The 22,845-nt window shown below is 52.2% G+C and carries 23 protein-coding genes; 1 reads left to right on the plus strand and 22 read right to left on the minus strand.

Going from position 1 to position 22,845, the window contains the following annotated elements; all coding sequences use genetic code 11:
- Positions 1-125 precede the first annotated feature (125 nt).
- Positions 126-3,569 (plus strand): transcription-repair coupling factor, encoded by a 3,444-nt coding sequence (gene mfd, locus GW591_RS09485; RefSeq protein ID WP_013576228.1) that lies wholly within the window; start codon positions 126-128, stop codon positions 3,567-3,569.
- Between the two features lie 74 nt (positions 3,570-3,643).
- Here the strand turns inward: mfd and GW591_RS09490 are convergent, their stop codons facing one another.
- The 22 genes from GW591_RS09490 to yceD all read right to left on the minus strand — a co-directional run bounded on the left by GW591_RS09490 (position 3,644) and on the right by yceD (position 22,726).
- Entirely contained in the window at positions 3,644-4,180 is a 537-nt protein-coding gene (locus GW591_RS09490; protein WP_013576229.1) for a glycine zipper 2TM domain-containing protein, read from the minus strand.
- A 356-nt stretch (positions 4,181-4,536) separates the two neighbouring features.
- Positions 4,537-5,841: an NAD(P)/FAD-dependent oxidoreductase gene (locus GW591_RS09495; protein WP_112151606.1), complete on the minus strand. Its 1,305-nt coding sequence runs from the start codon at positions 5,839-5,841 to the stop codon at positions 4,537-4,539.
- Between the two features lie 322 nt (positions 5,842-6,163).
- The gene (gene ycfP, locus GW591_RS09500; protein ID WP_013576231.1) at positions 6,164-6,706 is read right to left on the minus strand and encodes an alpha/beta hydrolase YcfP; all 543 of its coding nucleotides are present in this window, start codon (positions 6,704-6,706) and stop codon (positions 6,164-6,166) included.
- A 52-nt stretch (positions 6,707-6,758) separates the two neighbouring features.
- On the minus strand, positions 6,759-7,787 hold the full coding sequence (nagZ, locus tag GW591_RS09505; protein ID WP_013576232.1) for a beta-N-acetylhexosaminidase: 1,029 nt from the start codon (positions 7,785-7,787) through the stop codon (positions 6,759-6,761).
- 48 nt (positions 7,788-7,835) lie between these two features.
- A complete protein-coding gene (locus tag GW591_RS09510) occupies positions 7,836-8,693 on the minus strand; it encodes a phosphotransferase (protein WP_013576233.1) in 858 nt (285 codons plus the stop codon).
- Positions 8,677-9,279 carry a penicillin-binding protein activator LpoB gene (gene lpoB, locus GW591_RS09515; protein ID WP_013576234.1) on the minus strand — a complete coding sequence of 201 codons (603 nt, stop codon included), beginning with the start codon at positions 9,277-9,279 and terminating at the stop codon, positions 8,677-8,679. The genes GW591_RS09510 and lpoB overlap by 17 nt, the downstream gene beginning before the upstream one ends.
- Positions 9,280-9,300: 21 nt before the next feature.
- Entirely contained in the window at positions 9,301-9,669 is a 369-nt protein-coding gene (locus GW591_RS09520; protein ID WP_013576235.1) for a YcfL family protein, read from the minus strand.
- Between the two features lie 8 nt (positions 9,670-9,677).
- Positions 9,678-10,031, minus strand: coding sequence for a purine nucleoside phosphoramidase (hinT, locus tag GW591_RS09525; protein WP_013576236.1), 354 nt, complete (start codon positions 10,029-10,031; stop codon positions 9,678-9,680).
- Positions 10,032-10,218: 187 nt separating this feature from the next.
- Positions 10,219-11,652: a PTS glucose transporter subunit IIBC gene (gene ptsG, locus GW591_RS09530; protein WP_013576238.1), complete on the minus strand. Its 1,434-nt coding sequence runs from the start codon at positions 11,650-11,652 to the stop codon at positions 10,219-10,221.
- A 332-nt stretch (positions 11,653-11,984) separates the two neighbouring features.
- Positions 11,985-12,785 (minus strand): metal-dependent hydrolase, encoded by an 801-nt coding sequence (locus GW591_RS09535; protein ID WP_015690189.1) that lies wholly within the window; start codon positions 12,783-12,785, stop codon positions 11,985-11,987.
- A 41-nt stretch (positions 12,786-12,826) separates the two neighbouring features.
- Complete coding sequence (holB, locus tag GW591_RS09540) at positions 12,827-13,846, minus strand: DNA polymerase III subunit delta' (protein WP_112198440.1); 1,020 nt, start codon at positions 13,844-13,846, stop codon at positions 12,827-12,829.
- Positions 13,843-14,493: a dTMP kinase gene (gene tmk, locus GW591_RS09545; RefSeq protein ID WP_013576241.1), complete on the minus strand. Its 651-nt coding sequence runs from the start codon at positions 14,491-14,493 to the stop codon at positions 13,843-13,845. Before tmk ends, holB begins: the two co-directional genes overlap by 4 nt.
- Complete coding sequence (mltG, locus tag GW591_RS09550; RefSeq protein WP_013576242.1) at positions 14,483-15,508, minus strand: endolytic transglycosylase MltG; 1,026 nt, start codon at positions 15,506-15,508, stop codon at positions 14,483-14,485. Before mltG ends, tmk begins: the two co-directional genes overlap by 11 nt.
- A 17-nt stretch (positions 15,509-15,525) precedes the next feature.
- On the minus strand, positions 15,526-16,323 hold the full coding sequence (gene pabC / locus GW591_RS09555) for an aminodeoxychorismate lyase (protein WP_112151609.1): 798 nt from the start codon (positions 16,321-16,323) through the stop codon (positions 15,526-15,528).
- Positions 16,324-16,549: 226 nt separating this feature from the next.
- Positions 16,550-17,791, minus strand: a complete 1,242-nt coding sequence (gene fabF / locus GW591_RS09560; RefSeq protein WP_013576244.1) for a beta-ketoacyl-ACP synthase II — start codon at positions 17,789-17,791, stop codon at positions 16,550-16,552.
- A gap of 101 nt (positions 17,792-17,892) precedes the next feature.
- Positions 17,893-18,129: an acyl carrier protein gene (gene acpP / locus GW591_RS09565; protein ID WP_015690190.1), complete on the minus strand. Its 237-nt coding sequence runs from the start codon at positions 18,127-18,129 to the stop codon at positions 17,893-17,895.
- 153 nt (positions 18,130-18,282) lie between these two features.
- Entirely contained in the window at positions 18,283-19,017 is a 735-nt protein-coding gene (gene fabG / locus GW591_RS09570; RefSeq protein ID WP_013576245.1) for a 3-oxoacyl-ACP reductase FabG, read from the minus strand.
- Between the two features lie 13 nt (positions 19,018-19,030).
- A complete protein-coding gene (gene fabD, locus GW591_RS09575) occupies positions 19,031-19,960 on the minus strand; it encodes an ACP S-malonyltransferase (RefSeq protein ID WP_037037332.1) in 930 nt (309 codons plus the stop codon).
- Positions 19,961-19,978: 18 nt separating this feature from the next.
- On the minus strand, positions 19,979-20,932 hold the full coding sequence (locus tag GW591_RS09580) for a beta-ketoacyl-ACP synthase III (protein WP_013576247.1): 954 nt from the start codon (positions 20,930-20,932) through the stop codon (positions 19,979-19,981).
- A gap of 6 nt (positions 20,933-20,938) precedes the next feature.
- Positions 20,939-21,973, minus strand: a complete 1,035-nt coding sequence (gene plsX, locus GW591_RS09585) for a phosphate acyltransferase PlsX (protein ID WP_013576248.1) — start codon at positions 21,971-21,973, stop codon at positions 20,939-20,941.
- 48 nt (positions 21,974-22,021) lie between these two features.
- Entirely contained in the window at positions 22,022-22,189 is a 168-nt protein-coding gene (gene rpmF, locus GW591_RS09590; RefSeq protein ID WP_013576249.1) for a 50S ribosomal protein L32, read from the minus strand.
- Between the two features lie 12 nt (positions 22,190-22,201).
- Entirely contained in the window at positions 22,202-22,726 is a 525-nt protein-coding gene (gene yceD / locus GW591_RS09595) for a 23S rRNA accumulation protein YceD (protein WP_013576250.1), read from the minus strand.
- Positions 22,727-22,845: the final 119 nt, after the last annotated feature.

Raw genomic sequence — 22,845 nt, forward strand, 5'->3', positions numbered from 1 at the left:
TAACTTTGTGACGCCGTTGACCCTTTTATACAGACAACGGGTTGACCCCGATTACCCCTGCAAAGCAAGATACGGTCTGCTAATTGGCCTCCGACAGCCGCCAAAACGAGAACTCAACACAGCCTATGTCTCAAGATTATCGTTATTCGTTGCCTGAACGCCCGGGCGACAACCGCCTGTTAGGCCAGCTTACAGGCTCCGCCTGCGCGCTGGAATGCGCCCAAATCAGTGAACGCCATACAGGCCCGATCCTGCTGATTGCGCCTGATATGCAAAATGCCCTGCGCCTGCGCGATGAAATTCAACAGTTTACTGACAACAAAGTCCTGAGTATTGCGGACTGGGAAACGCTACCTTACGACAGTTTTTCTCCACATCAGGAAATTATTTCTTCACGCCTTTCCAGTTTGTATCAGCTTCCTACTATGGAACGCGGCATCATTATTCTGCCGGTGAATACACTGATGCAACGCGTCTGCCCGCACGAATTCCTGCACGGTCACGCGCTGGTGATGAAGAAAGGTCAGCAGCTTTCGCGCGATAAATTGCGTGCACAGCTGGAACAGGCCGGTTATCGCAGCGTAGATCAGGTGATGGAGCACGGCGAGTTTGCCACCCGTGGCGCTCTGCTGGATTTGTATCCGATGGGCAGCGAAGAACCTTATCGCATTGATTTCTTTGATGATGAAATCGACAGCCTGCGCATTTTCGATGTGGATACCCAGCGCACGCTGAGTGAAGTGGAACATATCAATCTGCTACCCGCGCACGAATTTCCAACCGATAAAAATGCCATTGAACTGTTCCGCAGCCAATGGCGCGAGAAGTTCGAAGTACGTCGCGATGCCGAACACGTTTATCAGCAGGTCAGTAAAGGGACCTTCCCCGCCGGTATCGAATACTGGCAGCCGTTGTTTTTCAGTCAGCCGCTGACCACGCTGTTCAGCTATCTGCCGGAAAACACGCTGGTGCTGAATACCGGCGATCTCGAAGCCGCCGCTGAGCGCTTCTGGCAGGACGCCTGCCAGCGTTACGAAAGCCGCCGGGTCGATCCGATGCGTCCGCTGCTCGAGCCGGAAAATCTCTGGCTGCGTGTGGAGTCGCTGTTTACCGAGCTGAAAGCCTGGCCACGTGTTCAGCTGCGTACTGATTCGCTGCCGAAGAAAGCCGCCAATACCAATCTGAGTTACGAAAAGCTGCCAGATTTATCCGTTCAGCCGCAGAATAAAGCGCCGATGGATAACCTGCGTCGCTTTAATGAATCCTTTGCCGGCAGCCTGGTATTCTCTGTAGAAAGTGAAGGCCGCCGCGAAACGCTTCAGGATTTGCTGGCACGCATCAAGCTGATGCCGACGCTTATCACCCGGATTGAAGAAGCCGATATCGCCGGTCGTTACATCATGATCGGCGCGTGCGAACGTGGTTTTCTGGATGCGGATAAACAGCTGGCGCTGATTTGTGAAAGCGATCTGCTTGGTGAACGCGTGGCGCGTCGCCGTCAGGACAGCCGACGGTCGATCAACACCGATACACTGATCCGTAATCTCGCCGAACTGCGTCCCGGCCAGCCGGTAGTGCATGTCGAACACGGTGTGGGCCGTTATCTCGGGCTGACAACGCTTGAAACCGGCGGCATCACTGCCGAATACCTGATACTGACCTACGCCGGTGAAGACAAACTGTATGTGCCGGTATCATCGCTGCATCTCATCAGCCGCTATGCCGGTGGCGCGGATGAGAGCGCGCCGCTGCATAAACTCGGCGGTGAAGCCTGGTCAAAAGCGCGGCAGAAAGCGGCCGAGAAAGTGCGCGATGTCGCTGCGGAACTGCTGGATATCTACGCCCAGCGCGAAGCCAAAAGTGGTTTCGCGTTTAAGCACGACAAAGCACAGTATCAGCTGTTCTGTCAGGCTTTCCCGTTTGAAACCACGCCGGATCAGGCACAGGCCATTAACGCGGTACTGACTGACATGACCCAACCGCTGGCGATGGACCGGCTGGTATGTGGCGACGTCGGTTTTGGTAAAACCGAAGTGGCGATGCGCGCAGCCTTCCTCGCCGTTTCCAACAATAAGCAGGTGGCCGTTCTGGTACCGACCACCCTGCTGGCACAACAGCACTTCGATAACTTCCGCGACCGCTTCGCCAGCTGGCCAGTGCGCATCGAAATGATGTCGCGTTTCCGCAGCGCCAAAGAACAAAACGTCGTGCTGGAAGATGCGGTTGAAGGCAAAGTCGATATTATTATCGGCACACACAAACTGCTGCAAACCGATCTACGCTGGAAAGATCTGGGACTGCTGATTGTCGATGAAGAGCACCGTTTCGGCGTACGTCATAAAGAGCGCATCAAGGCGATGCGTGCAGACGTAGATATTCTTACCCTGACCGCAACGCCTATCCCGCGTACGCTGAACATGGCCATGAGCGGCATGCGCGACCTGTCGATTATTGCCACACCGCCTGCACGTCGTATGGCGGTGAAAACCTTTGTGCGCGAGTACGACAGTCTGGTCGTGCGTGAGGCAATCCTGCGTGAAATTCTGCGCGGCGGGCAGGTTTATTATCTCTACAACGATGTCGAGAATATCGAGAAAGCCTCGCAGCGGCTGGCCGAACTCGTGCCGGAAGCGCGCATTGCCATCGGCCACGGTCAGATGCGTGAACGCGACCTCGAGCGTGTGATGAATGATTTCCATCACCAGCGTTTCAACGTGCTGGTGTGTACCACCATTATCGAAACCGGTATCGATATCCCGACGGCGAACACAATCATTATTGAGCGCGCCGACCACTTTGGTCTGGCGCAGTTGCATCAGTTGCGTGGCCGCGTAGGGCGGTCACACCATCAGGCCTATGCGTATCTGCTGACGCCGCCACCGAAAGCCATGTCGGCCGATGCACATAAACGTCTGGAGGCCATTGCCTCGCTGGAAGACCTGGGTGCCGGTTTTGCGCTGGCGACGCACGACCTTGAAATCCGCGGTGCTGGCGAACTGCTCGGCGAAGGCCAGAGCGGCCAGATGACCAGTATCGGTTTCTCGCTGTATATGGAGTTGCTGGAAAACGCCGTCGAAGCGTTGAAAGAAGGCCGCGAGCCATCGCTGGAGGATTTAACCACCAGCCAGACCGAAGTTGAAATGCGCATGCCTGCGCTGCTGCCGGAGGATTTCATTCCTGATGTGAATACGCGCCTGTCGTTGTATAAACGTATCGCCAGTGCGAAAACCGAAGGCGAACTGGATGAACTCCGCGTTGAGCTGATCGACCGTTTTGGCACACTGCCGGACGGTGCGCGCAATCTGTTGCTGATTGCCGTGCTGCGCCTGAAAGCCAAAGAACTCGGCATCCGGCGTATTGAAGGCAACGAGCGCGGCGGATTCATTGAGTTTGGCGATAAGAACCGTGTGGATCCGGGCTTCCTGATTGGTCTGTTACAGAAACAACCCCAGGTTTACCGGCTGGACGGCCCGACAAAACTGAAGTTTGTGTTAGATCTGACTGATCGCCCGAAACGCCTGAAGTTTGTCGGTGACATGCTGAATGAGTTTACTGAGCATCTGATCTGAATCTGATCTTCATGCGTTAAAAAAAGCCTGAGGTTTTCACCTCAGGCTTTTTATTTTCCACACTTCCCGCTTGATTATGAACGGGTAAGTTGCAACTGACCGCTTTTATCCAGCGGAATTTGTGTGCCCGGATCGTGGTCCATACGAACTTTCCCTTGCTGATCGCCTATTTTATAGGTCACATCATAACCGAGCGTTTTATCTTCTTTGTCATACACGGTTTTACAGCGCTGCTGTTGCGTGGTGTAGGTGTCGTTTTCCTGCATGCTGCTCTGCACGCGGTTACCCGCATAGCCACCGCCCAACGCACCCGCTACCGTCGCAACATCACGTCCGCGGCCGCCACCAAACTGGTGCCCCAGTACGCCACCGGCGACTGCACCGAGCACGGAGCCAGCAATCTGATGTTCATCCTGTACAGGACGTCGGTGAGTGACCGTCACATTACGACATTCCTGACGCGGGATTTTCGTGGTTTCTTTGATTGGCGTCGCGCTGACAACCTGCGCGTACTCCGGGCCAGATGAAAAAACATTCATGCTTGCAACGCCAGCAATGCCCAACGCCGCAGCCACACCGATACCGACCCCAGCTAACATTGACTTGTTCACAGGACTTCCTCCGCAAATGTTACCACGCAATGACTCCGTTACCGGAGTCCCTCAGCGGACAGCTTCACATCTGAGGTTCGGCGTGCGTGAATCGCCGTCTGTGACCATCTGTTCTTGTAAACTTATTGTTAAGTCTGCACACCTAAACGTAAGCAAACAATAAGACGAAATCTGTAAGTGAGATAAACAACCGGTGCATCCCCCTGTTTCGGAGAATTCTTAGCAGACAACCTCATCGTGGCGGGATCTTATGCTGTTCACAGGGGTATTCATGCAGATAAGAAAAAGCCTGTCAGAAACAGGCTTTAGGCTATGAAACGATTCAGCTGACGTTGAAAAATATCAGCTGACAGGTATCAGTGCAGTTTAAGACGCGGGCGGATCACCCGGTTAATGCCGCCGACCAGCATCATCAGACCGGTTTTGATGTAACCGTGCAATGCAATCTGGTGCATACGGTACAGCGAGATATAAACCAGTCTCGCCAGACGGCCTTCGACCATCATAGAACCGCGCATCAGGTTACCCATCAGGCTGCCGACAGTACTGAAGCGTGAAAGGGAAACCAGTGAACCGTGGTCTTTATAGACGTAAGGTTTCAGGCTTTGCCCCTTACGCTGCGCCATGATATTGGCGAAGCAGCGGGAGGCCATCTGATGCGCTGACTGCGCACGTGGCGGCACAAAGCCACCGGATGGCTGCGGGCAGGAAGCGCAGTCGCCAATCGCATAGATGTTCGGGTCGCGCGTGGTCTGCAGCGTCGGTTCCACCACAAGCTGATTGATACGGTTGGTTTCCAGACCCGCGATGTCTTTCATGAAATCAGGGGCTTTAATCCCCGCCGCCCAGACCATCAGATCGGCGTCAATGAATTCGCCGGACCTGGTGTTCAGACCGTTCTTATCCGCGCTGGTCACCATGGTTTGCGTCAGAACGCGTACGCCCAGTTTAGTCAGCTCGTTGTGCGCCGCAGCAGAAATACGCGGTGGCAGCGCAGGCAGAATACGTTCACCGGCTTCCACCAGCGTGACGTTCAGCGCTTCGCTGTCCAGCCCTTCGAAACCGTAGCTGTGCAGTTGTTTTACCGCATTATGCAGCTCGGCAGACAGCTCGACACCCGTCGCCCCGCCGCCAACAATCGCAATGTTCACTTTCTTCTGCTTGTCTGCACTGGCAGAGAATTTGAGGAACAGGTTCAGCATTTCGTTATGGAAACGGTGCGCCTGATGCGGGTTATCCAGGAAGATGCAGTGGTCTTTGACGCCCGGTGTACCGAAATCGTTAGACGTGCTGCCCAGCGCCATCACCAGGGTGTCGTACGCAATATCCCGTACCGGCACCAGCATTTCGCCGTTCTCGTCACAGATTTCAGCCAGTTTGATGGTCTGATTTTCACGGTCGATATCGGTCAGTGAGCCAATCTGGAAGGTGAAACCGTGGTTGCGGGCATGAGCCAGATAGCTCAGCGCATCCACGCCGTCATCCAGACTGCCGGTCGCCACTTCGTGCAACAGGGGTTTCCATAAATGGCTGTGGTTACGGTCGACCAGAATGATCTCCGCTTTTTTGTTGCGGCCAAGTTTATGGCCCAGGCTGGTCGCCAGTTCCAGACCGCCGGCGCCGCCGCCGATAATCACAATTTTCTTCATTGGTGATGTCAAAATGACCCCCTCAAATGTGAACCAATTGTTATATAAGAGTAAAAATATAATCCTTATATAACATAGGGTTGCTTAAGTTAAATCGGTATCTGAGACGGAGGATATCACGCGTGGTGATTTGGTCATACCAAAATTGATATAGGTCAATTTAAATTCATTTGGCTAATTTGACTTAGGAAAATGGCACGCATTTTGACATCTTTAAATCAGCAAGTTAGACGCGGATCTGCCATGAAAACGAATACTGAAGCGGGAATGACACAAATAAAAAACCACTGCGCAAAGGCAGTGGTTTTAGCGATTTCAGAAACGAAATGTTAAATCAGACGATATTTTTGAACGCTTTAATGCGTTGCAGATGCGTCGAGATATCTTTGAATTTATGGCTCTGATGCTCGTCCCATTCAACCGGATAATAGTGATGCAATTTCTCAGCGGTTTTGCTGCTGTCGAGCACGCCATCTTCACGGGATAAAATCACCAGACAGCGGTCGCGGTTTTTCTCGCGGAAATCGCTGATGCACTTGGTGGCGATATCTTCATACTCTTCCGGGCGGTCGATTTTCCCGGTCATATTATCCTGCGGTGACAAATTCGGATTGAACATCACCTGGCGGATCCCGCACAGGAAACCGATGCGTTCAGCCCAGAATCCGCCAAGTCCGACGCCGCAAATCAGCGCATTCTTGTCCGTCGTTTCCTGCAGCACTTTATCCACTTCTTTTAGCAGATGTTGCATGTCATGACGCGGGTGCAGCGTGCTGTAACTGATGAAGCGCACGTCCGGATCAATGAACTGTAACTGCAACACTTTCTCGTGATTACCGGGACTGGTTGAATCGAAGCCATGCAAATAGATAATCATCGTTTACCTCATCCTGAATGTGCGTTGAACCCTTCACGTGGTCGGAAAAACGTTACAGGGCAGCCTGTTTATGTTCCTGCCAGCGGGCGTCGAGTGTGGTCAGATCACGGTTTGCCTCTTTCCAGCGTCTCGAATTTTGCAGGTCCTGACGGGCCTGTTTTCCACTATACAGTCCGCGATGATACAACTGTGCAACGCGCTCAGCGTTGACCGGAGACAGGTTATCCAGCACGCTGACAGCGCCCTGCCGGTTATTACAGGCCAGGATCATGTCGCAACCCGCATCCAGAGAGGCCTGCGCGCGTTCGGGATAAGACCCCATGATTGCCGCACCTTCCATTGAGATATCATCGGAGAAGATCACGCCGTTGAAATTCAGCTCTTTGCGCAAAATTTCCTGCAACCAGTATGGCGAACCGCTGGCCGGACGTGGATCGGCCTGAGTATAAATCACGTGCGCCGGCATCACGGCATCCAGTAATTTACGTTCGTTGAGCTGACGGAAGATAGCCATGTCGTGCTGGCGGATAACTTCCAGCGGGCGATCGTCGTGTGGCGTTTCTTTATGGGAATCCGCGCTGACGGCACCGTGCCCCGGAAAATGCTTACCGGTGGTTTTCATGCCAGCGGAATGCATACCGAGAATATACTGCTCAGCCATTTCAAGCGCTTTCCGGGGTTCTGCATGGAACGAACGTTCGCCGATAGCTGCGCTGATATGTCCGATATCCAGCACTGGCGCGAAGCTGATGTCGATATCCATCACAATCATTTCCGACGCCATCAGCCAGCCGCTTTCCTGGGCCAGACGCCCCGCTTCGTGCGGTTCATTGAGCGCCGCAAAAGATTGCGCGGCAGGCAGACGGGTAAAACTTTCGCGGAAGCGCTGTACGCGCCCGCCTTCCTGATCCACGGCCAGCACCAGCCTGTCGTGCGACGCGGCGCGGATCTGGCGGATCAGTTCATGTAACTGATCGACATCATGATAATTTCGGGTGAATAAAATCAGCCCGCCCACCAGCGGGTGCTGCAAAATTTCACGTTCTTCGGCATCCAGCGCGTAGCCAGCGACATCCAGCATTACAGGTCCCAACAAAATGGACGCTCCTTTTCATTTTTCAGACAATTATCACGGGTGCAACGGGCGCACCCATTCAAGATATTTACTCTCGCCGGTCTGCTGCCAGCGCACTTCGAACCACATCAGCATCAGGTAATCAACCCAGGGGATCCAGCGTTTAACCCGCTGCTGCAAAAGAAATATTTCCTGATAGCCGCCAGCATCAACGTATTCGCCGATGAACGCATTTTGCTGCTGCGCGTTCCAGTCGTTGCCACGAATAATCGCCGCCAGCTCCAGCGCAATGTCCGCATTCGCCGCATATTCCCAGTCAATCAGCCGCAGCCCGTCTGGCGTACTAAGCACATTACCGGCGTGAATATCCATATGTACCAGCGCCAGTTTCAGCGGTGACGGCGGATACTGCGACAACATTTTGCGGTGCAAACGCAGCCAGTGCGGCGTCAGCCTGCGCCGGTCGATATGTTGCCAGTAGCGGGCAAATTGCTGCTGTAAATCCAGCCGGTAGCCTGATAGTGGCAACTGGTGTAACTGCACCAGACGCTGGCACAAGGCTTTCTGGCCTGAAACGGCGGCGAGTGCCTGATCTTGCAAAGGCGTTCCGTCTATCCAGTCGACTATCAGCCACGGCGGCGAATAAAGTCTGACACAAGGGCCTAATTTGTGCCGCGCGATATGCCGCAAAATCACAGATTCACGTTGCCGGTCAGCGCCCAAAGCTTGCCGCTGTACAGACTGATGTCGTGCCAGAAACTCGCCGGCAGACGAGCTGATTTTCCAGCTTTCGCCGGTCAGCCCGGCAACCGGTAATAAACGAAAACCGGCGGTTTTCACCGCCGGATAATGTTGCTCAATCAGTTGCCGGAGTTCGTGCTGCAGAAGCTCAGCGTTAATTCTGAACTGCACCGCGGCCTGACCAGATGATTTCACCACTCGGTGCGGTAATCAGACGCATCGACATGGTCGGCGCTTTCACATCACCACTCACGGTACTGTAAAGCACGTACTGCGCTTTTACGATGTTTGCCAGGCCGATGGCTTTACTGACCGAAGCCAGACTGTCATCCGGCGATAATCCCAGAGACTGTTTGGCCGAAGCCAGTTGCTCGGCGGGTACCACCTGGAAGGTCGTGTTGTTGGCCAGTGCATTGCGCAATGCATCGGTGGCTTTTGCCATTTGCAGGGAACCGTTGGTGCTGTTTTTCACGCCATCCACCAGCAGAACGCTGCCCGGCTGCACACCACCGGATTTCAGCATTTTCGCAAGCATTGGCTCAACAGTTGCGGTCCAGTCGATATTGGCAAATTTAGGCGGCTGCGGAACTGGCTGGACCTGCGGTTGCTCCGGAACCGGCGGGTTAACCGGTGGCAACGGTTGCTGTGGCTGCTGCGGTTGCTCAGGCTGCTGTGGCTGGTTTTGCTGCTGGTTTGGCAACGTACAACCGCCAAGGATCAATGCGGCAATTGCCACAATGAGGAAATACTTTTTCATCAACCTTCTCCGTGCAAAAAATTAGAGATAAAGGTAAATACGCACACTGTACGCATCAAGATTGCCGTTCAGGGAACTGACGTCCACGCTGCTGTTCGCCGGAACAGTAATGGTCCTGGCCTCGGCGACCGGGAATAAATCCAGCCCCTGTTTATCATACCAATAGTAACGATAATGCAGGGTGACTGAGTGTGGCTGGTTGTTATCCAACCTGGTTGTGGCTTTTTTCTGCCCGCCGGAATCAGATACGGATGGCGAACCTGGGATTATGCCTGCCGTCAGAACGGGGGATTCCATTACCACTCTTTGTTGATTATTCAGCGCAATAGTGGGCTTGCTGCTACAACCTATCAACAAAATCACTGGCAATAACGCCATCAAAAAACGCATGTTTACCCTTACTGACGTGACAGCAATGGACCCAGTGCACGGCCACCGACCAGATGCATATGGATGTGATAAACCTCCTGACCAGCATCACGGTTGCAGTTGACGATCAGGCGGTAACCGCTTTCGGCGATGCCTTCCTGTTCGGCAATTTTCGCGGCCACCGTCATCATTCTGCCCAGCGCTGCTTCATGCGTCGCATCGACGTCATTCATTGTCGGGATCAGAACATTCGGGATAATCAAAATATGGCTGGGTGCCTGAGGAGAAATGTCGCGAAACGCAGTGACAAGTTCGTCCTGATAAACCACGTCGGCAGGGATTTCACGGCGAATGATTTTGCTGAAAATTGTCTCTTCGGCCATCTTAACTGTCCTTAACAAAGTAAAAAGCGTTGTACGCAGTATGGGTTAGAATTTCCATTCCTTTCAACCTGATTACGCTTTTTGATGCTTAATTGACGCAGAAAGCGTCAGCCAGCGCTCCGCTGAATCGCAGACATAAAAAAAGGAGGCCGAAGCCTCCTTTCTCAGAACCAGACATTGCTCACCATTAATGGCTACGCATGTACTCGTCCATATCGGTTTTCAGGTTGTCAGATTTAGTACCGAAAATCGCCTGAACACCAGAACCTGCAACTACCACACCTGCCGCACCCAGTTTTTTCAGGCCAGCCTGATCGACTTTGGAGACGTCCGCTACGCTGACACGCAGACGGGTAATACAGGCATCAAGGTTAGTGATGTTGTCTTTGCCGCCGAAAGCCTGAACCAGAGAGGCGGACATTTCAGAACCGCCCTGCGCGGTGGTTTCGCTGGTAGAGTCTTCACGACCAGGTGTTTTCAGATCCAGCTTCGCAATCAGGAAACGGAAGATGCTGTAGTAAACAACCGCATACACCGCACCTACGATTGGGAACAGCCAGATTTTGCTGCTGTTACCACTCAGAACGATGAAGTCAATCAGACCGTGCGAGAAGCTGGTGCCGTCACGCATACCCAACAGGATACAGATTGGGAATGCCAGACCGGCCAGAATCGCGTGGATCACGTACAGGATCGGCGCAACGAACATGAAGGAGAATTCGATTGGCTCGGTGATACCGGTCAGGAACGCAGTCAGGGCAGCGGAAATCATGATGCCGCCGACTTTTGCACGATTTTCAGGTTTCGCTGAATGCCAGATAGCAACCGCAGCGGCTGGCAGACCGTACATTTTGAACAGGAAGCCACCTGACAGTTTACCTGCAGTTGGGTCACCGGCCATATAACGTGGGATATCGCCGTGGAACACCTGACCTGCAGAGTTCACGTACTCACCGATTTGCATCTGGAATGGAACGTTCCAGATATGGTGCAGACCAAACGGAACAAGTGCACGTTCTACCACACCGTAGATACCGAATGCCACGACCGGGTTCTGGTAAGCCGCCCATTGTGAGAAGGTCTGGATACCTGTACCGATTGGCGGCCAGATGAAGGACAGAACCACACCCAGGATAATCGCAGCCAGACCAGAGATGATCGGAACAAAACGTTTACCGGCGAAGAAGCCCAGATATTCTGGCAACTTGATACGATAGAAACGGTTGAACATGTAAGCCGCAATCGCACCGGAGATGATACCGCCCAGTACGCCGGTATCGGCCAGATGCTTGGCTGCAATTTCTTCAGCGGGCAAATGCAGAACCAGTGGAGCCACAACCGCCATGGTTTTCACCATGATGCCATATGCCACAACGGACGCCAGTGCAGAAACACCGTCGTTGTTAGTGAAGCCTAAGGCAACACCAATAGCAAAGATCAAAGGCATATTAGCGAAGACTGAACCACCGGCTTCGGCCATAACATGAGAAACGATCAGTGGCAGCCAGCTAAAGTTTGCAGAACCGACACCAAGCAGGATACCTGCGATTGGCAGTACGGATACTGGCAGCATTAGCGATTTACCGACCTTTTGAAGGTTTGCAAACGCGTTCTTAAACATAATTGATTGTGCTCCTGAGTAATGATTCTTTTTGATACTTATTGCGGTTTAGCCTGATAACTAACCGCTTTGCAAAAGTGTTGCGAACCTTTTGCTGTCGGGTGTCTGAGCACCCCTTTTAATTTTTACGCAGGGTAAAATAATTCCCTTTGTTAATGTTTGATGGCAGTCACGTTTTTCTGAAAAATGCAGTAAGAGCGTCTTAAAAGCCACCATTTATCAACATAAAATCCGAATAAAAGCCCCCTGACACCGCCTAAAACGGTGCCAAAATACCTCATTCAGAGGATTAATTACGAGGTGAAAAATAAATACAGAGAATATGACCTGGCCTAAAGTGACATCAGGGAAGAAGAATCGATGTGAAATAATCGTGAAAAGTTGGCTGTCGTGGCTTCGGCAAGTTGTTCCACGCTCACGCCTTTGAGCACTGCCATGTAGTCGGCAACGTCACGCACATAAGCAGGCTGGTTTTCCTTTCCGCGATGCGGAACCGGTGCCAGGTATGGCGAATCAGTTTCTACCAGCAGACGATCCAGCGGGACGTAACGTGCCACTTCACGCAGCGCATCGGCATTACGGAAAGTCACAATTCCGGAGAAAGAGATATAAAAACCCAGATCGAGCAGGAATTTTGCGGTCGGCAAATCCTCGGTAAAGCAATGGAGTACACCACCGCACTCCCCTGCTTTCTCTTCTTTGAGAATATCCAGTGTATCCTGGCGGGCATCACGGGTATGGACGATCACCGGTTTGTTCAGCTCGCGGCCAATACGGATGTGCTCGCGGAAAGAGTCCTGCTGCAGTTTCAGCTGATGCGCTTCTTTCTGATAAAAATAATCCAGACCGGTTTCCCCCATCGCCACCACTTTCGGGCTGGCGGCAAGCTCACGCAGCTCGTTGAAATCGTAACCATCGTCGATATTCAGCGGATGAACACCGCAGGAAAATGCCACGTCCGGGCGATCACCAATCAGCTGCGTCATTGCCCGATAGCCCGGCAGGGTTGTTGCGACGGCCAGCATAAATTTCACATCACGTTCGCGGGCTTTTTCCAGCACACTGTCCACGCCTGAATGCAGCTCGTTGTAATCCAGGCTGTCGAGGTGGCAGTGGGAATCGACTAAAAACATAATAATTAACTCGTTGCGGTATGTTGAAGATAAAGAGTATATCAGCGCGATAGCGCGGAACTGAAAACTGACGAGGAAACCGCCCCCTGAAGCATTTGTTCCCATTCCAGCAGCTGTTCTGTCAGCAGCAGTTCGCGGTTTACCCCCACGATGGAAATCAATTGCTGACGGCAGTGCATCCACGCCGTAACCGACTGTTGCAGAGATGCGTTAGACTGCGCGCCTGCCAGCAAAGCAATCAGCGGCTGCTGATCGTGATTAATGATGAACTGCCCGGCATGTTGCTGCCATTTGACAGCATCCAGCAGTAACGTCGCCAGCCAGTACAGGCGTTCAGCGGCATCCTCATGATTAAGCTGAGACAACAGAGAAAGCATATCCTGCTGCTGGCACTGAACGTAAAGCTGCTGGCAAAGCGCCACGCGTTGTTTCCAGCGCTCCGGCTGCAACAGTTCAATGGCCGATAATGGCCCGCCGTTGGCCAAACGCAGGGCGGTTTTAATCGCGAACGGATCCGCGCTGAGCTGGCGGTTTATCCAGTGCACCGCCAGCGTTTCTTCAGGCACCGGCAGATGCCAGTAGAAGCAGCGACTGCGGATCGTCGCCAGTAAAGCCGAAGGCTCCCGGCAACCGAGCAGGAAATAAGTGCCAGCAGGCGGCTCTTCCAGCGTTTTCAGCAAGGCATTGGCCGCCGCTTCGGTCAGCATTTCCGTCTGAGGGATCCATACAACTTTTGCGCCGCCCTGTTGCGAATAGTTGTACAGCGTTTCAATAAGCTGACGCACCGGGTCGATGCCCAGAGAGCTTTTGCCCTTTTCAGGCTGGAGAATATGCCAGTCAGGATGGTTTCCGGCAATCATCAGCTGGCAGCTGTGGCAGGTTCCGCAGCTTTTTTCCCCGTCCTTATGCCGGCACAGCAACCATCGACTCAGACCATACACCAGCGCCTCATCACCCATCCCCGCAGCCGCATGCATCAGCAAAGCGTGGTGGCCACGCCCCGTCAGATATTGCCCGACCAGTTGTCTGTACGGGCCACTGAGCCACGGATACCAGTTCATGATGCGTTGCCTTGTAAAACCTGCTCATCGAACCAGTTTTTCAACGTCAGCTCGATGGAAGCGGTGACCTGCTCAATGGATTGGGAGGCATCGATGGTTTTGATGCGGCTGTCTCCGGCAGCAAGTTCGAGATAACGCGTACGCGTACGCTCAAAGAAAGGCAACGCTTCCTGCTCAATACGATCCAGTTCCCCACGGGCACGGGCACGTTGCAATCCGATAGCCGGAGGCAGATCAAGATACAGCGTCAAATCAGGACGGAAATCACCCAGGACGGTATCACGCAAGGAGGTCATCAGTTTGGCATCAATCCCGCGACCACCGCCCTGGTAGGCCTGTGAAGAAAGATCATGCCGGTCCCCGACAACCCACGCGCCACGCGCCAGTGCAGGCAAAATTACCGTTTCGACCAGCTGAACACGGGCGGCATAAAGCATCAGTACTTCTGCTTTCACGGTAGGTTTTTCGCCATCGACGCCGCGTTTGAATAAATCGCGTAATTTCTCAGCAAGCGGCGTTCCACCCGGTTCACGGGTGAAGACGATTTCGCCCACGCCGTGCTGACGCAGAGCATTGACGACCACGTCATGAGCAGTAGTTTTCCCTGCCCCTTCAAGGCCTTCAATCACAATGAAGTTACTTTTCATTCTTATTCTTAAGCGCCTCTATGTACACACGAACCGCCTTGTTATGGTTCTCAAGGTTAGTGCTGAAAGTATGCCCGCCTTTGCCGTCTGCGACAAAGTATAGATACGGGGTTTTCGCCGGATGCGCGGCGGCCTGCAGTGAGGCTTCGCTCGGCATCGCAATTGGCGACGGCGGCAGGCCGGTGATCACGTAGGTATTGTACGGAGTCGGCGTTTCCAGATCTTTCTTGGTGATGTTGCCAGTGTATTTATCACCCATCCCATAAATCACCGTCGGATCGGTTTGCAATCGCATACCAATACGCAGGCGGTTAATAAATACTGAAGCGACTTCAGGGCGCTCATCTTTAACTGCAGTTTCTTTTTCAATGATCGACGCCATGGTGACCATATCAGCAGGTGTTTTATACGGCAGAGAATCCATGCGGCCTTTCCAGATATCCGCCACCGTTTTTTCCATCCTTACGTGAGCACGTTTGAGCAGAGATAAATCGGTCATGCCCGCAGTGTAATGGTAAGTATCCGGATACAGCCAGCCTTCGAGATTTTTGGTGTCCGTTGCGCCCAGCGCGGCGGCAATGTCTTCGCCACTTTTACCACTGAGTTCATGCTTCAGATACTCTGATTTATCCAGAACTTTCATCCAGTCGCTGAGCTTAAAGCCCTCTACAAAACGAACGCTGAATTGGGCCTCTTTACCGCTTTTCAGCAGCTCAAGCATCTGACGTACTGTCATGCCTTTTTCAAAACGGTAAGTACCAGCTTTAAACTCGCTCAGTTCAGGTTCTAAACGTAATAACCACGGAAACCACGGATTGGGCTTCATCAGTTTTTTGTCAATTAGCAGTGTTTCCAGCACCACGCGTCCCGTGCCTGCGGGCAGGGTAAAGATAGTTTCGCTGCTGACATTGATCGGGCGATCCGCAAACTGTTTTACTTTTTGATAGGCAAACGTCGCCAGCCCTAACAGAATCAGGGCAATGAGGGCGAAGATTTTGGTCTTTTTGTTTGTCATTGTTTAATCACTTTTTCTTAACAGCTCTGGAGCAGGAAATCGCACAAACGCCGTGAAATGTAATATTTGTCATCGACCTGATTCACCGGCAGAACGGGCATCAGGGCGTTACAAATCAGGATTTCGTCAGCATCTGATAATGTTTCCGCAGATTCACTGACGATGTTCACAACCCAGGGGGATGTCGCTTCAAGTACGCGGATGACGTGCTGACGCATAAGACCATCAACGCCGGACTGCGATAAATCCGGAGTAAACACCTGATTTCCCTTACGCCAGAATAAATTTGCCGCACAGCATTCCACCAGGCAGCCCGAGGTGTCAACCACCAGCGCTTCATTGGCATCTGTCTGGTCAAGATGCATGCGGATCATTACCTGTTCCAGCCGGTTAAGATGTTTTATTCCGGCCAGCAACGGGTTCTTACTCAGTGTGACCGGGCTCAGCGCGAGTTTCACGCCCTGTTGCCGCCACGCGTGATAATGCACCGGATAATCAGACGCAGAAACAATACGCGTCGGCGCAGAGCAACCTGCGGCGCTGTAACCTCGGCCGCCCTGCCCGCGCGTCACGACGGCTTTAACCACTGCCTCTTTCTGCTGTCCGGCAGCCAGAACCATTTCCTGTTCCAGAGCCGTCCAGTCCACACCTTCAATCCGCAGTACCGACGCAGCACGTTGCAGACGCTGAATATGCCCGGCCAGAAACACAATCACACCGTCTGACACCCTGGCTGTGGTAAAGCAACCGTCGCCAAACTGCACTGAACGGTCACTTGCCGACAACATCGCGGCCGCCACACCATTAATCCACATGGTTACTTCCTCCGGTTCTGGAGCTTATGGTCACGATTCTCTGACAGCAGAGCCTGCGTGAGCCGGTCTGTCGCATCAAGGAGAGCATTCTTACTTTATCGTATTGACACGCGCTGCCAGCAGGAACACGCATCCCGTTTACGCATTGTTGTATTCAGTCTTCGCTTTAATTCAGACAACAAAAAGGCCCGATTAACGGGCCTTCACAAACACAGCTTGTGCGGGATCAGATCTTACGGAATACCAGCGAACCATTGGTACCGCCGAAACCGAACGAGTTGCACAAGGAATACTGCATATCTTTAACCTGGCGCGCTTCGTGAGGGACGAAATCCAGATCACAACCTTCATCCGGATTATCCAGATTGATGGTCGGCGGAACCGCCTGGTCGCGTAATGCCAGCAAGGTGAAAATGGACTCCACCGCACCCGCTGCGCCTAAGAGATGGCCGGTCATCGACTTTGTCGAGCTGACCATAACTTTATGCGCATCAGCACCAAAGACGGATTTAACCGCCTGGGCTTCGGCTTTATCACCCGCCGCAGTCGAGGTGCCGTGTGCGTTGATGTAACCAATCTGAGCCGCAGAAACACCCGCGTCACGCAGTGCGTTCTCCATCGCCAATGCCGCACCCGCGCCATCTTCCGGCGGTGATGTCATATGGTAAGCATCGCTGCTCATGCCAAAACCGACAATTTCAGCATAAATTTTTGCACCGCGTTTACGGGCATGTTCGTACTCTTCCAGCACCATAATACCTGCGCCGTCACCCAGTACGAAACCATCACGATCTTTATCCCACGGACGACTCGCCGCCTGAGGATTGTCATTGCGCGTTGAAAGCGCGCGTGCTGCACCGAATCCACCGACGCCCAACGGGGTACTGGCTTTTTCCGCGCCGCCTGCCAGCATCACGTCGGCATCGTTATAAGCGATGATACGTGCTGCATGACCAATATTATGCACCCCAGAAGTACAGGCTGTTGCAATAGAAATACTCGGCCCACGCAACCCGAACATGATACTCAAATGACCTGCAATCATGTTGACGATAGTGGATGGAACGAAGAAAGGACTAATTTTGCGGGGTCCGCCGTTAACCAATGAGGAATGGTTTTCTTCAATCAGACCAAGCCCACCGATACCGGAACCGATCGCCGCACCAATGCGTGGCGCGTTCTCAGCAGTTACCTCAAGCCCGGAGTCTTGCATCGCCTGAATACCGGCAGTAATACCATACTGAATAAAGGCATCCATCTTGCGGGCATCTTTGCGCGGGATGAAGTCTTCACAGTTAAAATCTTTTACTAAGCCAGCAAAACGCGTTGCGTAGGCACTAGTATCAAAATGGTCGATCAGGCTGATGCCACTCTGACCGGCAAGGAGAGCGTTCCAAGTGGACTCTACAGTATTGCCGACAGGAGACAGCATGCCCAGTCCAGTCACTACAACTCGACGCTTAGACACGTATGTCCTCCAGGGAGGGAAAAAAGTAGTAATACCGTGGGATAAAAAAAACTTAGGCGGTCAAATGACCGCCTAACTATCTAAACTTAAAGCATGTACGCTTACTGTTGGCTAGCGTTGATAAAATCAATTGCTGCCTGAACAGTAGTGATTTTTTCAGCTTCTTCGTCAGGGATCTCGGTATCAAACTCTTCTTCCAGAGCCATAACCAGCTCAACGGTGTCGAGAGAATCAGCGCCAAGGTCGTCTACGAAAGATGCAGCATTCACTACTTCTTCCTGTTTAACACCCAGCTGTTCAACGATGATTTTCTTAACGCGTTCTTCGATAGTGCTCATACTCTTAAATTTCCTATCAAAACTCGCTTTCGCGATGGTTTTCGTAGTGTATAAAATGTTGAAAAAGATGCAACTAAATCCAGGCTGTTCAAACCACGAATTTGCTCTATTTTGCGGTTTTTACCGCAAAAAACGCAAATAATTTCGTAATTTTTAAATCATGTACATGCCGCCATTGACATGTAATGTTTCACCCGTGATGTAGCTGGCCTCGTCAGAGGCTAAAAAAGCAACGGCGCTGGCAATTTCTTTGGCATCGCCCAACCGGTTGGCTGGAACTGATGACAAAATGCCTGCGCGTTGATCATCTGTCAACGCCCTTGTCATATCCGTCTCAATAAAGCCAGGAGCGACGACGTTGACAGTAATGCCACGTGAAGCGACCTCACGTGCCAAAGACTTACTAAAACCAATCAAGCCAGCTTTAGCCGCCGCGTAATTCGCCTGCCCTGCGTTACCCATGGTGCCAACAACGGAACCAATTGTAATAATCCGTCCACACCGTTTCTTCATCATAGCCCGCATGACAGCTTTTGACAGCCGAAACACTGAAGTCAGGTTCGTATCCAGGATATCCTGCCACTCATCATCCTTCATACGCATAAGAAGGTTATCACGGGTAATGCCGGCATTATTAACTAAAATATCAATTTCGCCAAATTCAGCTCGAATCGTCGCCAATACTTGCTCAATAGATGCAGAATCAACCACATTGAGCATGATACCTTTGCCATTTTCGCCTAAATATTCGCCGATCGCTTCTGCGCCTTTCTCGCTGGTCGCAGTGCCGATCACTTTTGCGCCACCAGCAACCAGTTTTTCTGCGATTGCGCGGCCAATACCACGGCTGGCACCGGTAACCAGTGCAATTTTGCCTTCGAAGCTCATACTCATCCTCTTATTACTGTTCAAGCGCCGCTGCCAGACTTGCCGTGTCATTCACAGCGGCAGCCGTCAGGGTGTCAACAATACGTTTGGTCAGACCGGTCAGCACTTTACCTGGTCCCACTTCTAATAACTGTTCTACGCCTTGTGCAGCGATGTATTCGACAGACTCAGTCCAGCGAACCGGGCTGTACAACTGACGTACCAGCGCACTGCGGATCGCTTCAGGAGACGTTTCGACTTTCACGTCAACGTTATTCACGACAGAGTACTGTGGCGCACTGAAAGTGACATTTTCGAGCGCAATCGCCATCTTTTCAGCGGCTGGCTTCATCAGTGCACAATGTGAAGGTACGCTGACAGGCAGAGGCAGAGCACGTTTTGCACCGGCTTCTTTACATGCTGCACCAGCGCGTTCTACGGCTTCTTTGTTACCCGCGATCACAACCTGACCAGGCGAGTTAAAGTTCACCGGAGAAACAACCTGACCCTGTGCAGATTCTTCGCAAGCTTTAGCAATGGCATCATTATCCAGACCAATGATCGCATACATCGCGCCAGTTCCGGCCGGAACGGCTTCCTGCATCAGCTTACCGCGCAGTTCAACCAGAGAAATCGCCTGTTTAAAATCCAGTACACCAGCACAAACCAAAGCGGAATACTCACCCAGACTGTGGCCAGCCATCAGAACAGGCTGAGTGCCATTCTGTTGCTGCCATACGCGCCAGATGGCGACAGAAGCGGCCAGCAATGCCGGTTGCGTCTGCCAGGTTTTATTCAGTTCTTCAGCAGGCCCCTGCTGCACCAACTGCCATAAATCGTACCCCAGTGCCGAAGAAGCCTCGGCAAATGTTTCTTCAACCACCGGATGCGCAGCCGCTAAATCAGCCAGCATACCGAGTGTCTGAGAACCCTGACCAGGGAAAACCACCGCTATTTTTGTCATTTTTATCATCCTGTTAAATCAAAAACGTACCAGCGCCGAGCCCCAGGTAAAGCCACCGCCAAATGCTTCGAGCAACACTAATTGCCCGCGCTGAATTCTGCCGTCACGGACCGCTTCGTCAAGTGCTGCAGGCACAGAAGCCGCCGACGTATTGCCATGACGATCGAGCGTAACAACGACTTTATCCATGCCCATGCCCAGCTTTTTCGCTGTTGCGCTGATGATACGCAGGTTCGCCTGATGTGGCACCAGCCAGTCAAGAGCAGAGCGGTCGAGATTATTTGCCGTCAGGGTTTCATCAACAATGTGCGCCAACTCAGTCACCGCGACTTTGAAGACTTCATTACCCGCCATAGTGACATAAGCAGGTTTTTCTGGTTCTGACTGGCTAGGGTACGCCAACGTCAACAGATTACCGTAATGACCATCGGCATGCATGTGAGTGGAGATGATGCCTTGCTCTTCGGAAGCTCCCAGCAATACTGCGCCAGCGCCATCTCCAAAGAGGATCACCGTGCCACGATCTTCAGGATCGAGTTTACGGGATAGCACATCAGATCCAATCACCAGCGCGTATTTTACAGCACCGTTTTTAATGTATTGATCGGCAACGCTCAGCGCATAGGTGAAACCTGCACATGCCGCCGCCAGATCGAACGCTGCGCAATCCCTGATGCCGAGCATATTCTGCACCTGGCAGGCTGAACTCGGGAATGCATGTGAAGATGAGGTTGTTGCAACAATGATCAAACCTACGTCGCTTGCGCTGACGCTGGCCATTTCAAGTGCTTTTTCAGCAGCGTGCAGGCCCATTGTGGCCACAGTCTCATCCGGTGCAGCGATACGACGTTCACGAATACCCGTACGTGTGACGATCCACTCGTCGGAGGTATCCACCATTTTTTCTAAGTCGGCATTAGTCCGAACTTGCACGGGCAAATAGCTCCCCGTACCGAGAATCTTTGTATACATGTACGATCAGTCACTCTTGGGTAATACAGCTTCAAGGCGCGCGGCAATCCGCTGAGGGACTTGCCGCTGCACCGCCTGCACAGCCTGTTCGATAGCAACAGCAAACGCACGCTGGTTTGCTCCGCCGTGGCTTTTAATAACGATGCCCCGTAATCCTAACAAACATGCGCCATTATACTGGTCGGGATTGAGATGGCTAAAACGCTTTAGCAATTTTTTCTGCAGAATCCGACCTAACCATTTCAACCACCAGGCCTTCTTGCCACCCTCTCCCGAGGATTTTAACAGTGACAAAAACATCCTTATTACACCTTCCATGGTCTTGAGCGTAACGTTACCCACAAAGCCGTCACACACCATCACATCTGTTTTACCGGTCAGAAGGTCGTTACCTTCAAGATAACCGATATAGTTGATTAGTGCGGTATTTTTTAAAATCGCGGCGGCTTCACGGATATTATCCAGCCCTTTGCTTTCCTCTTCGCCGATATTGAGCAAGGCAACGCGGGGATTCGTGATCCCCACCACCTGTTCGGCCATCACAGCCCCCATCACGGCAAACTGGACCAACATCGTGCTGTCGCACTCAACGTTGGCGCCCAGATCCAGCACCACAGTTTTACTACGTTGCTGGTTAGGTAGCACGCTCATCAACGCCGGGCGCTCAATGCCATCCAGCGGCTTGACAACCAGCTTGGCTAATCCCATCAGTGCGCCGGTATTCCCGGCACTGACACACGCCAGTGCGTCACCACTCTTGATCAGTTCCAACGCCACACGCATCGAGCTTCCTTTACTGGCCCGTATAGCTTGCGACGCACGTAAATCGCTGGCTATAACTGATTCAGCAGGAATTATCCGAATTCGTTCTGTTAAAGAAGGATCGGCTTTGGCTAAGAAAGGTGTGATTGCGTCGGGATCGCCGACCAGAAGGAGGTCTAATTCAGAATTAGAGATCAGTGCCTGCAATGAAGCAGGCACTGTGACGGAAGGACCGAAATCTCCGCCCATTACATCTAACGCGATGGTTAGACGAGTCAAGGTATCGCCTTGCCAGCACTTATCACGTGAATAAGTTGCAGACAAATATCAGCCGATTACCTTGCGACCGCGGTAGAAACCGTCGGCAGTGATGTGGTGACGCAGGTGAGTTTCACCAGAAGTCTTGTCCACAGACAGAGTGGAAGTGGTCAGAGCATCATGTGAACGACGCATGCCACGTTTAGAACGGGTTGGTTTATTCTGTTGTACGGCCATGGACCTTACTCCTTAAGTACTTTTCTTTAAACTCGCTAATACGGCAAATGGATTTGGTTTCTCCGCCTCTTCAGGCAGTTTACCGAATACCATGTCCGCTTCGGACACTTCACAGTGTTCAGATTCATGTACCGGCACGACAGGCAGTGAAAGAATAATTTCGTCTTCAATCATTGCCAGCAAATCAACTTCGCCAAAATCATCGACTTCGATCGGCTCGTACGCTTCCGGTAATGCCTCAGCCTGTTCATCATTCTGGACAGGACTAAAACAATATGTTGTGTGAACCTGATGTTCAAACGTCTTACCGCATCTCTGGCATTCCAGAGTGACAGCAACATCGGAGTGGCCGGTAATCACAGCCAGACGCTGGTTGTCGATATTAAACGACAAAGAGGTTTGTATATCAGAATCCACACTGACCACTGATTGGGCAACACGCGTAACCTGATCAGCAGTATAGACACCTGTATAGTCTAAACGCTTCTGGGCAGTGCGAACCGCATCAAGGGTCAGGGGTAATTTTACTTTTTGCATAGGGCGCGCATATTAACTTTGTAACGACAGAGAGTCAAAGAAAAAGGCCTTAAAACCGCACCTTTCACCAATATTCGCTTCCGCAGCGGCCGACAGTTTAAAATGTGCGATTCAATAAC

The sequence above is a fragment of the Rahnella aceris genome (assembly GCF_011684115.1).
Classification (GTDB): Bacteria; Pseudomonadota; Gammaproteobacteria; order Enterobacterales; family Enterobacteriaceae; genus Rahnella; species Rahnella aceris.

What these genes read in the sequence shown, in the direction of transcription:
- mfd (WP_013576228.1), top strand. Translation starts at nt 126, where the DNA reads ATGTCTCAAGATTATCGTTATTCGTTGCCTGAACGCCCGGGCGACAAC.
- ycfP (WP_013576231.1), bottom strand. Translation starts at nt 6,706, where the DNA reads ATGATTATCTATTTGCATGGCTTCGATTCAACCAGTCCCGGTAATCAC.
- nagZ (WP_013576232.1), bottom strand. Translation starts at nt 7,787, where the DNA reads ATGCTGGATGTCGCTGGCTACGCGCTGGATGCCGAAGAACGTGAAATT.
- lpoB (WP_013576234.1), bottom strand. Translation starts at nt 9,279, where the DNA reads ATGAAAAAGTATTTCCTCATTGTGGCAATTGCCGCATTGATCCTTGGC.
- GW591_RS09520 (WP_013576235.1), bottom strand. Translation starts at nt 9,669, where the DNA reads ATGCGTTTTTTGATGGCGTTATTGCCAGTGATTTTGTTGATAGGTTGT.
- hinT (WP_013576236.1), bottom strand. Translation starts at nt 10,031, where the DNA reads ATGGCCGAAGAGACAATTTTCAGCAAAATCATTCGCCGTGAAATCCCT.
- ptsG (WP_013576238.1), bottom strand. Translation starts at nt 11,652, where the DNA reads ATGTTTAAGAACGCGTTTGCAAACCTTCAAAAGGTCGGTAAATCGCTA.
- GW591_RS09535 (WP_015690189.1), bottom strand. Translation starts at nt 12,785, where the DNA reads ATGTTTTTAGTCGATTCCCACTGCCACCTCGACAGCCTGGATTACAAC.
- holB (WP_112198440.1), bottom strand. Translation starts at nt 13,846, where the DNA reads ATGAACTGGTATCCGTGGCTCAGTGGCCCGTACAGACAACTGGTCGGG.
- tmk (WP_013576241.1), bottom strand. Translation starts at nt 14,493, where the DNA reads ATGAAAAGTAACTTCATTGTGATTGAAGGCCTTGAAGGGGCAGGGAAA.
- mltG (WP_013576242.1), bottom strand. Translation starts at nt 15,508, where the DNA reads ATGACAAACAAAAAGACCAAAATCTTCGCCCTCATTGCCCTGATTCTG.
- pabC (WP_112151609.1), bottom strand. Translation starts at nt 16,323, where the DNA reads ATGTGGATTAATGGTGTGGCGGCCGCGATGTTGTCGGCAAGTGACCGT.
- acpP (WP_015690190.1), bottom strand. Translation starts at nt 18,129, where the DNA reads ATGAGCACTATCGAAGAACGCGTTAAGAAAATCATCGTTGAACAGCTG.
- fabG (WP_013576245.1), bottom strand. Translation starts at nt 19,017, where the DNA reads ATGAGCTTCGAAGGCAAAATTGCACTGGTTACCGGTGCCAGCCGTGGT.
- fabD (WP_037037332.1), bottom strand. Translation starts at nt 19,960, where the DNA reads ATGACAAAAATAGCGGTGGTTTTCCCTGGTCAGGGTTCTCAGACACTC.
- GW591_RS09580 (WP_013576247.1), bottom strand. Translation starts at nt 20,932, where the DNA reads ATGTATACAAAGATTCTCGGTACGGGGAGCTATTTGCCCGTGCAAGTT.
- rpmF (WP_013576249.1), bottom strand. Translation starts at nt 22,189, where the DNA reads ATGGCCGTACAACAGAATAAACCAACCCGTTCTAAACGTGGCATGCGT.
- yceD (WP_013576250.1), bottom strand. Translation starts at nt 22,726, where the DNA reads ATGCAAAAAGTAAAATTACCCCTGACCCTTGATGCGGTTCGCACTGCC.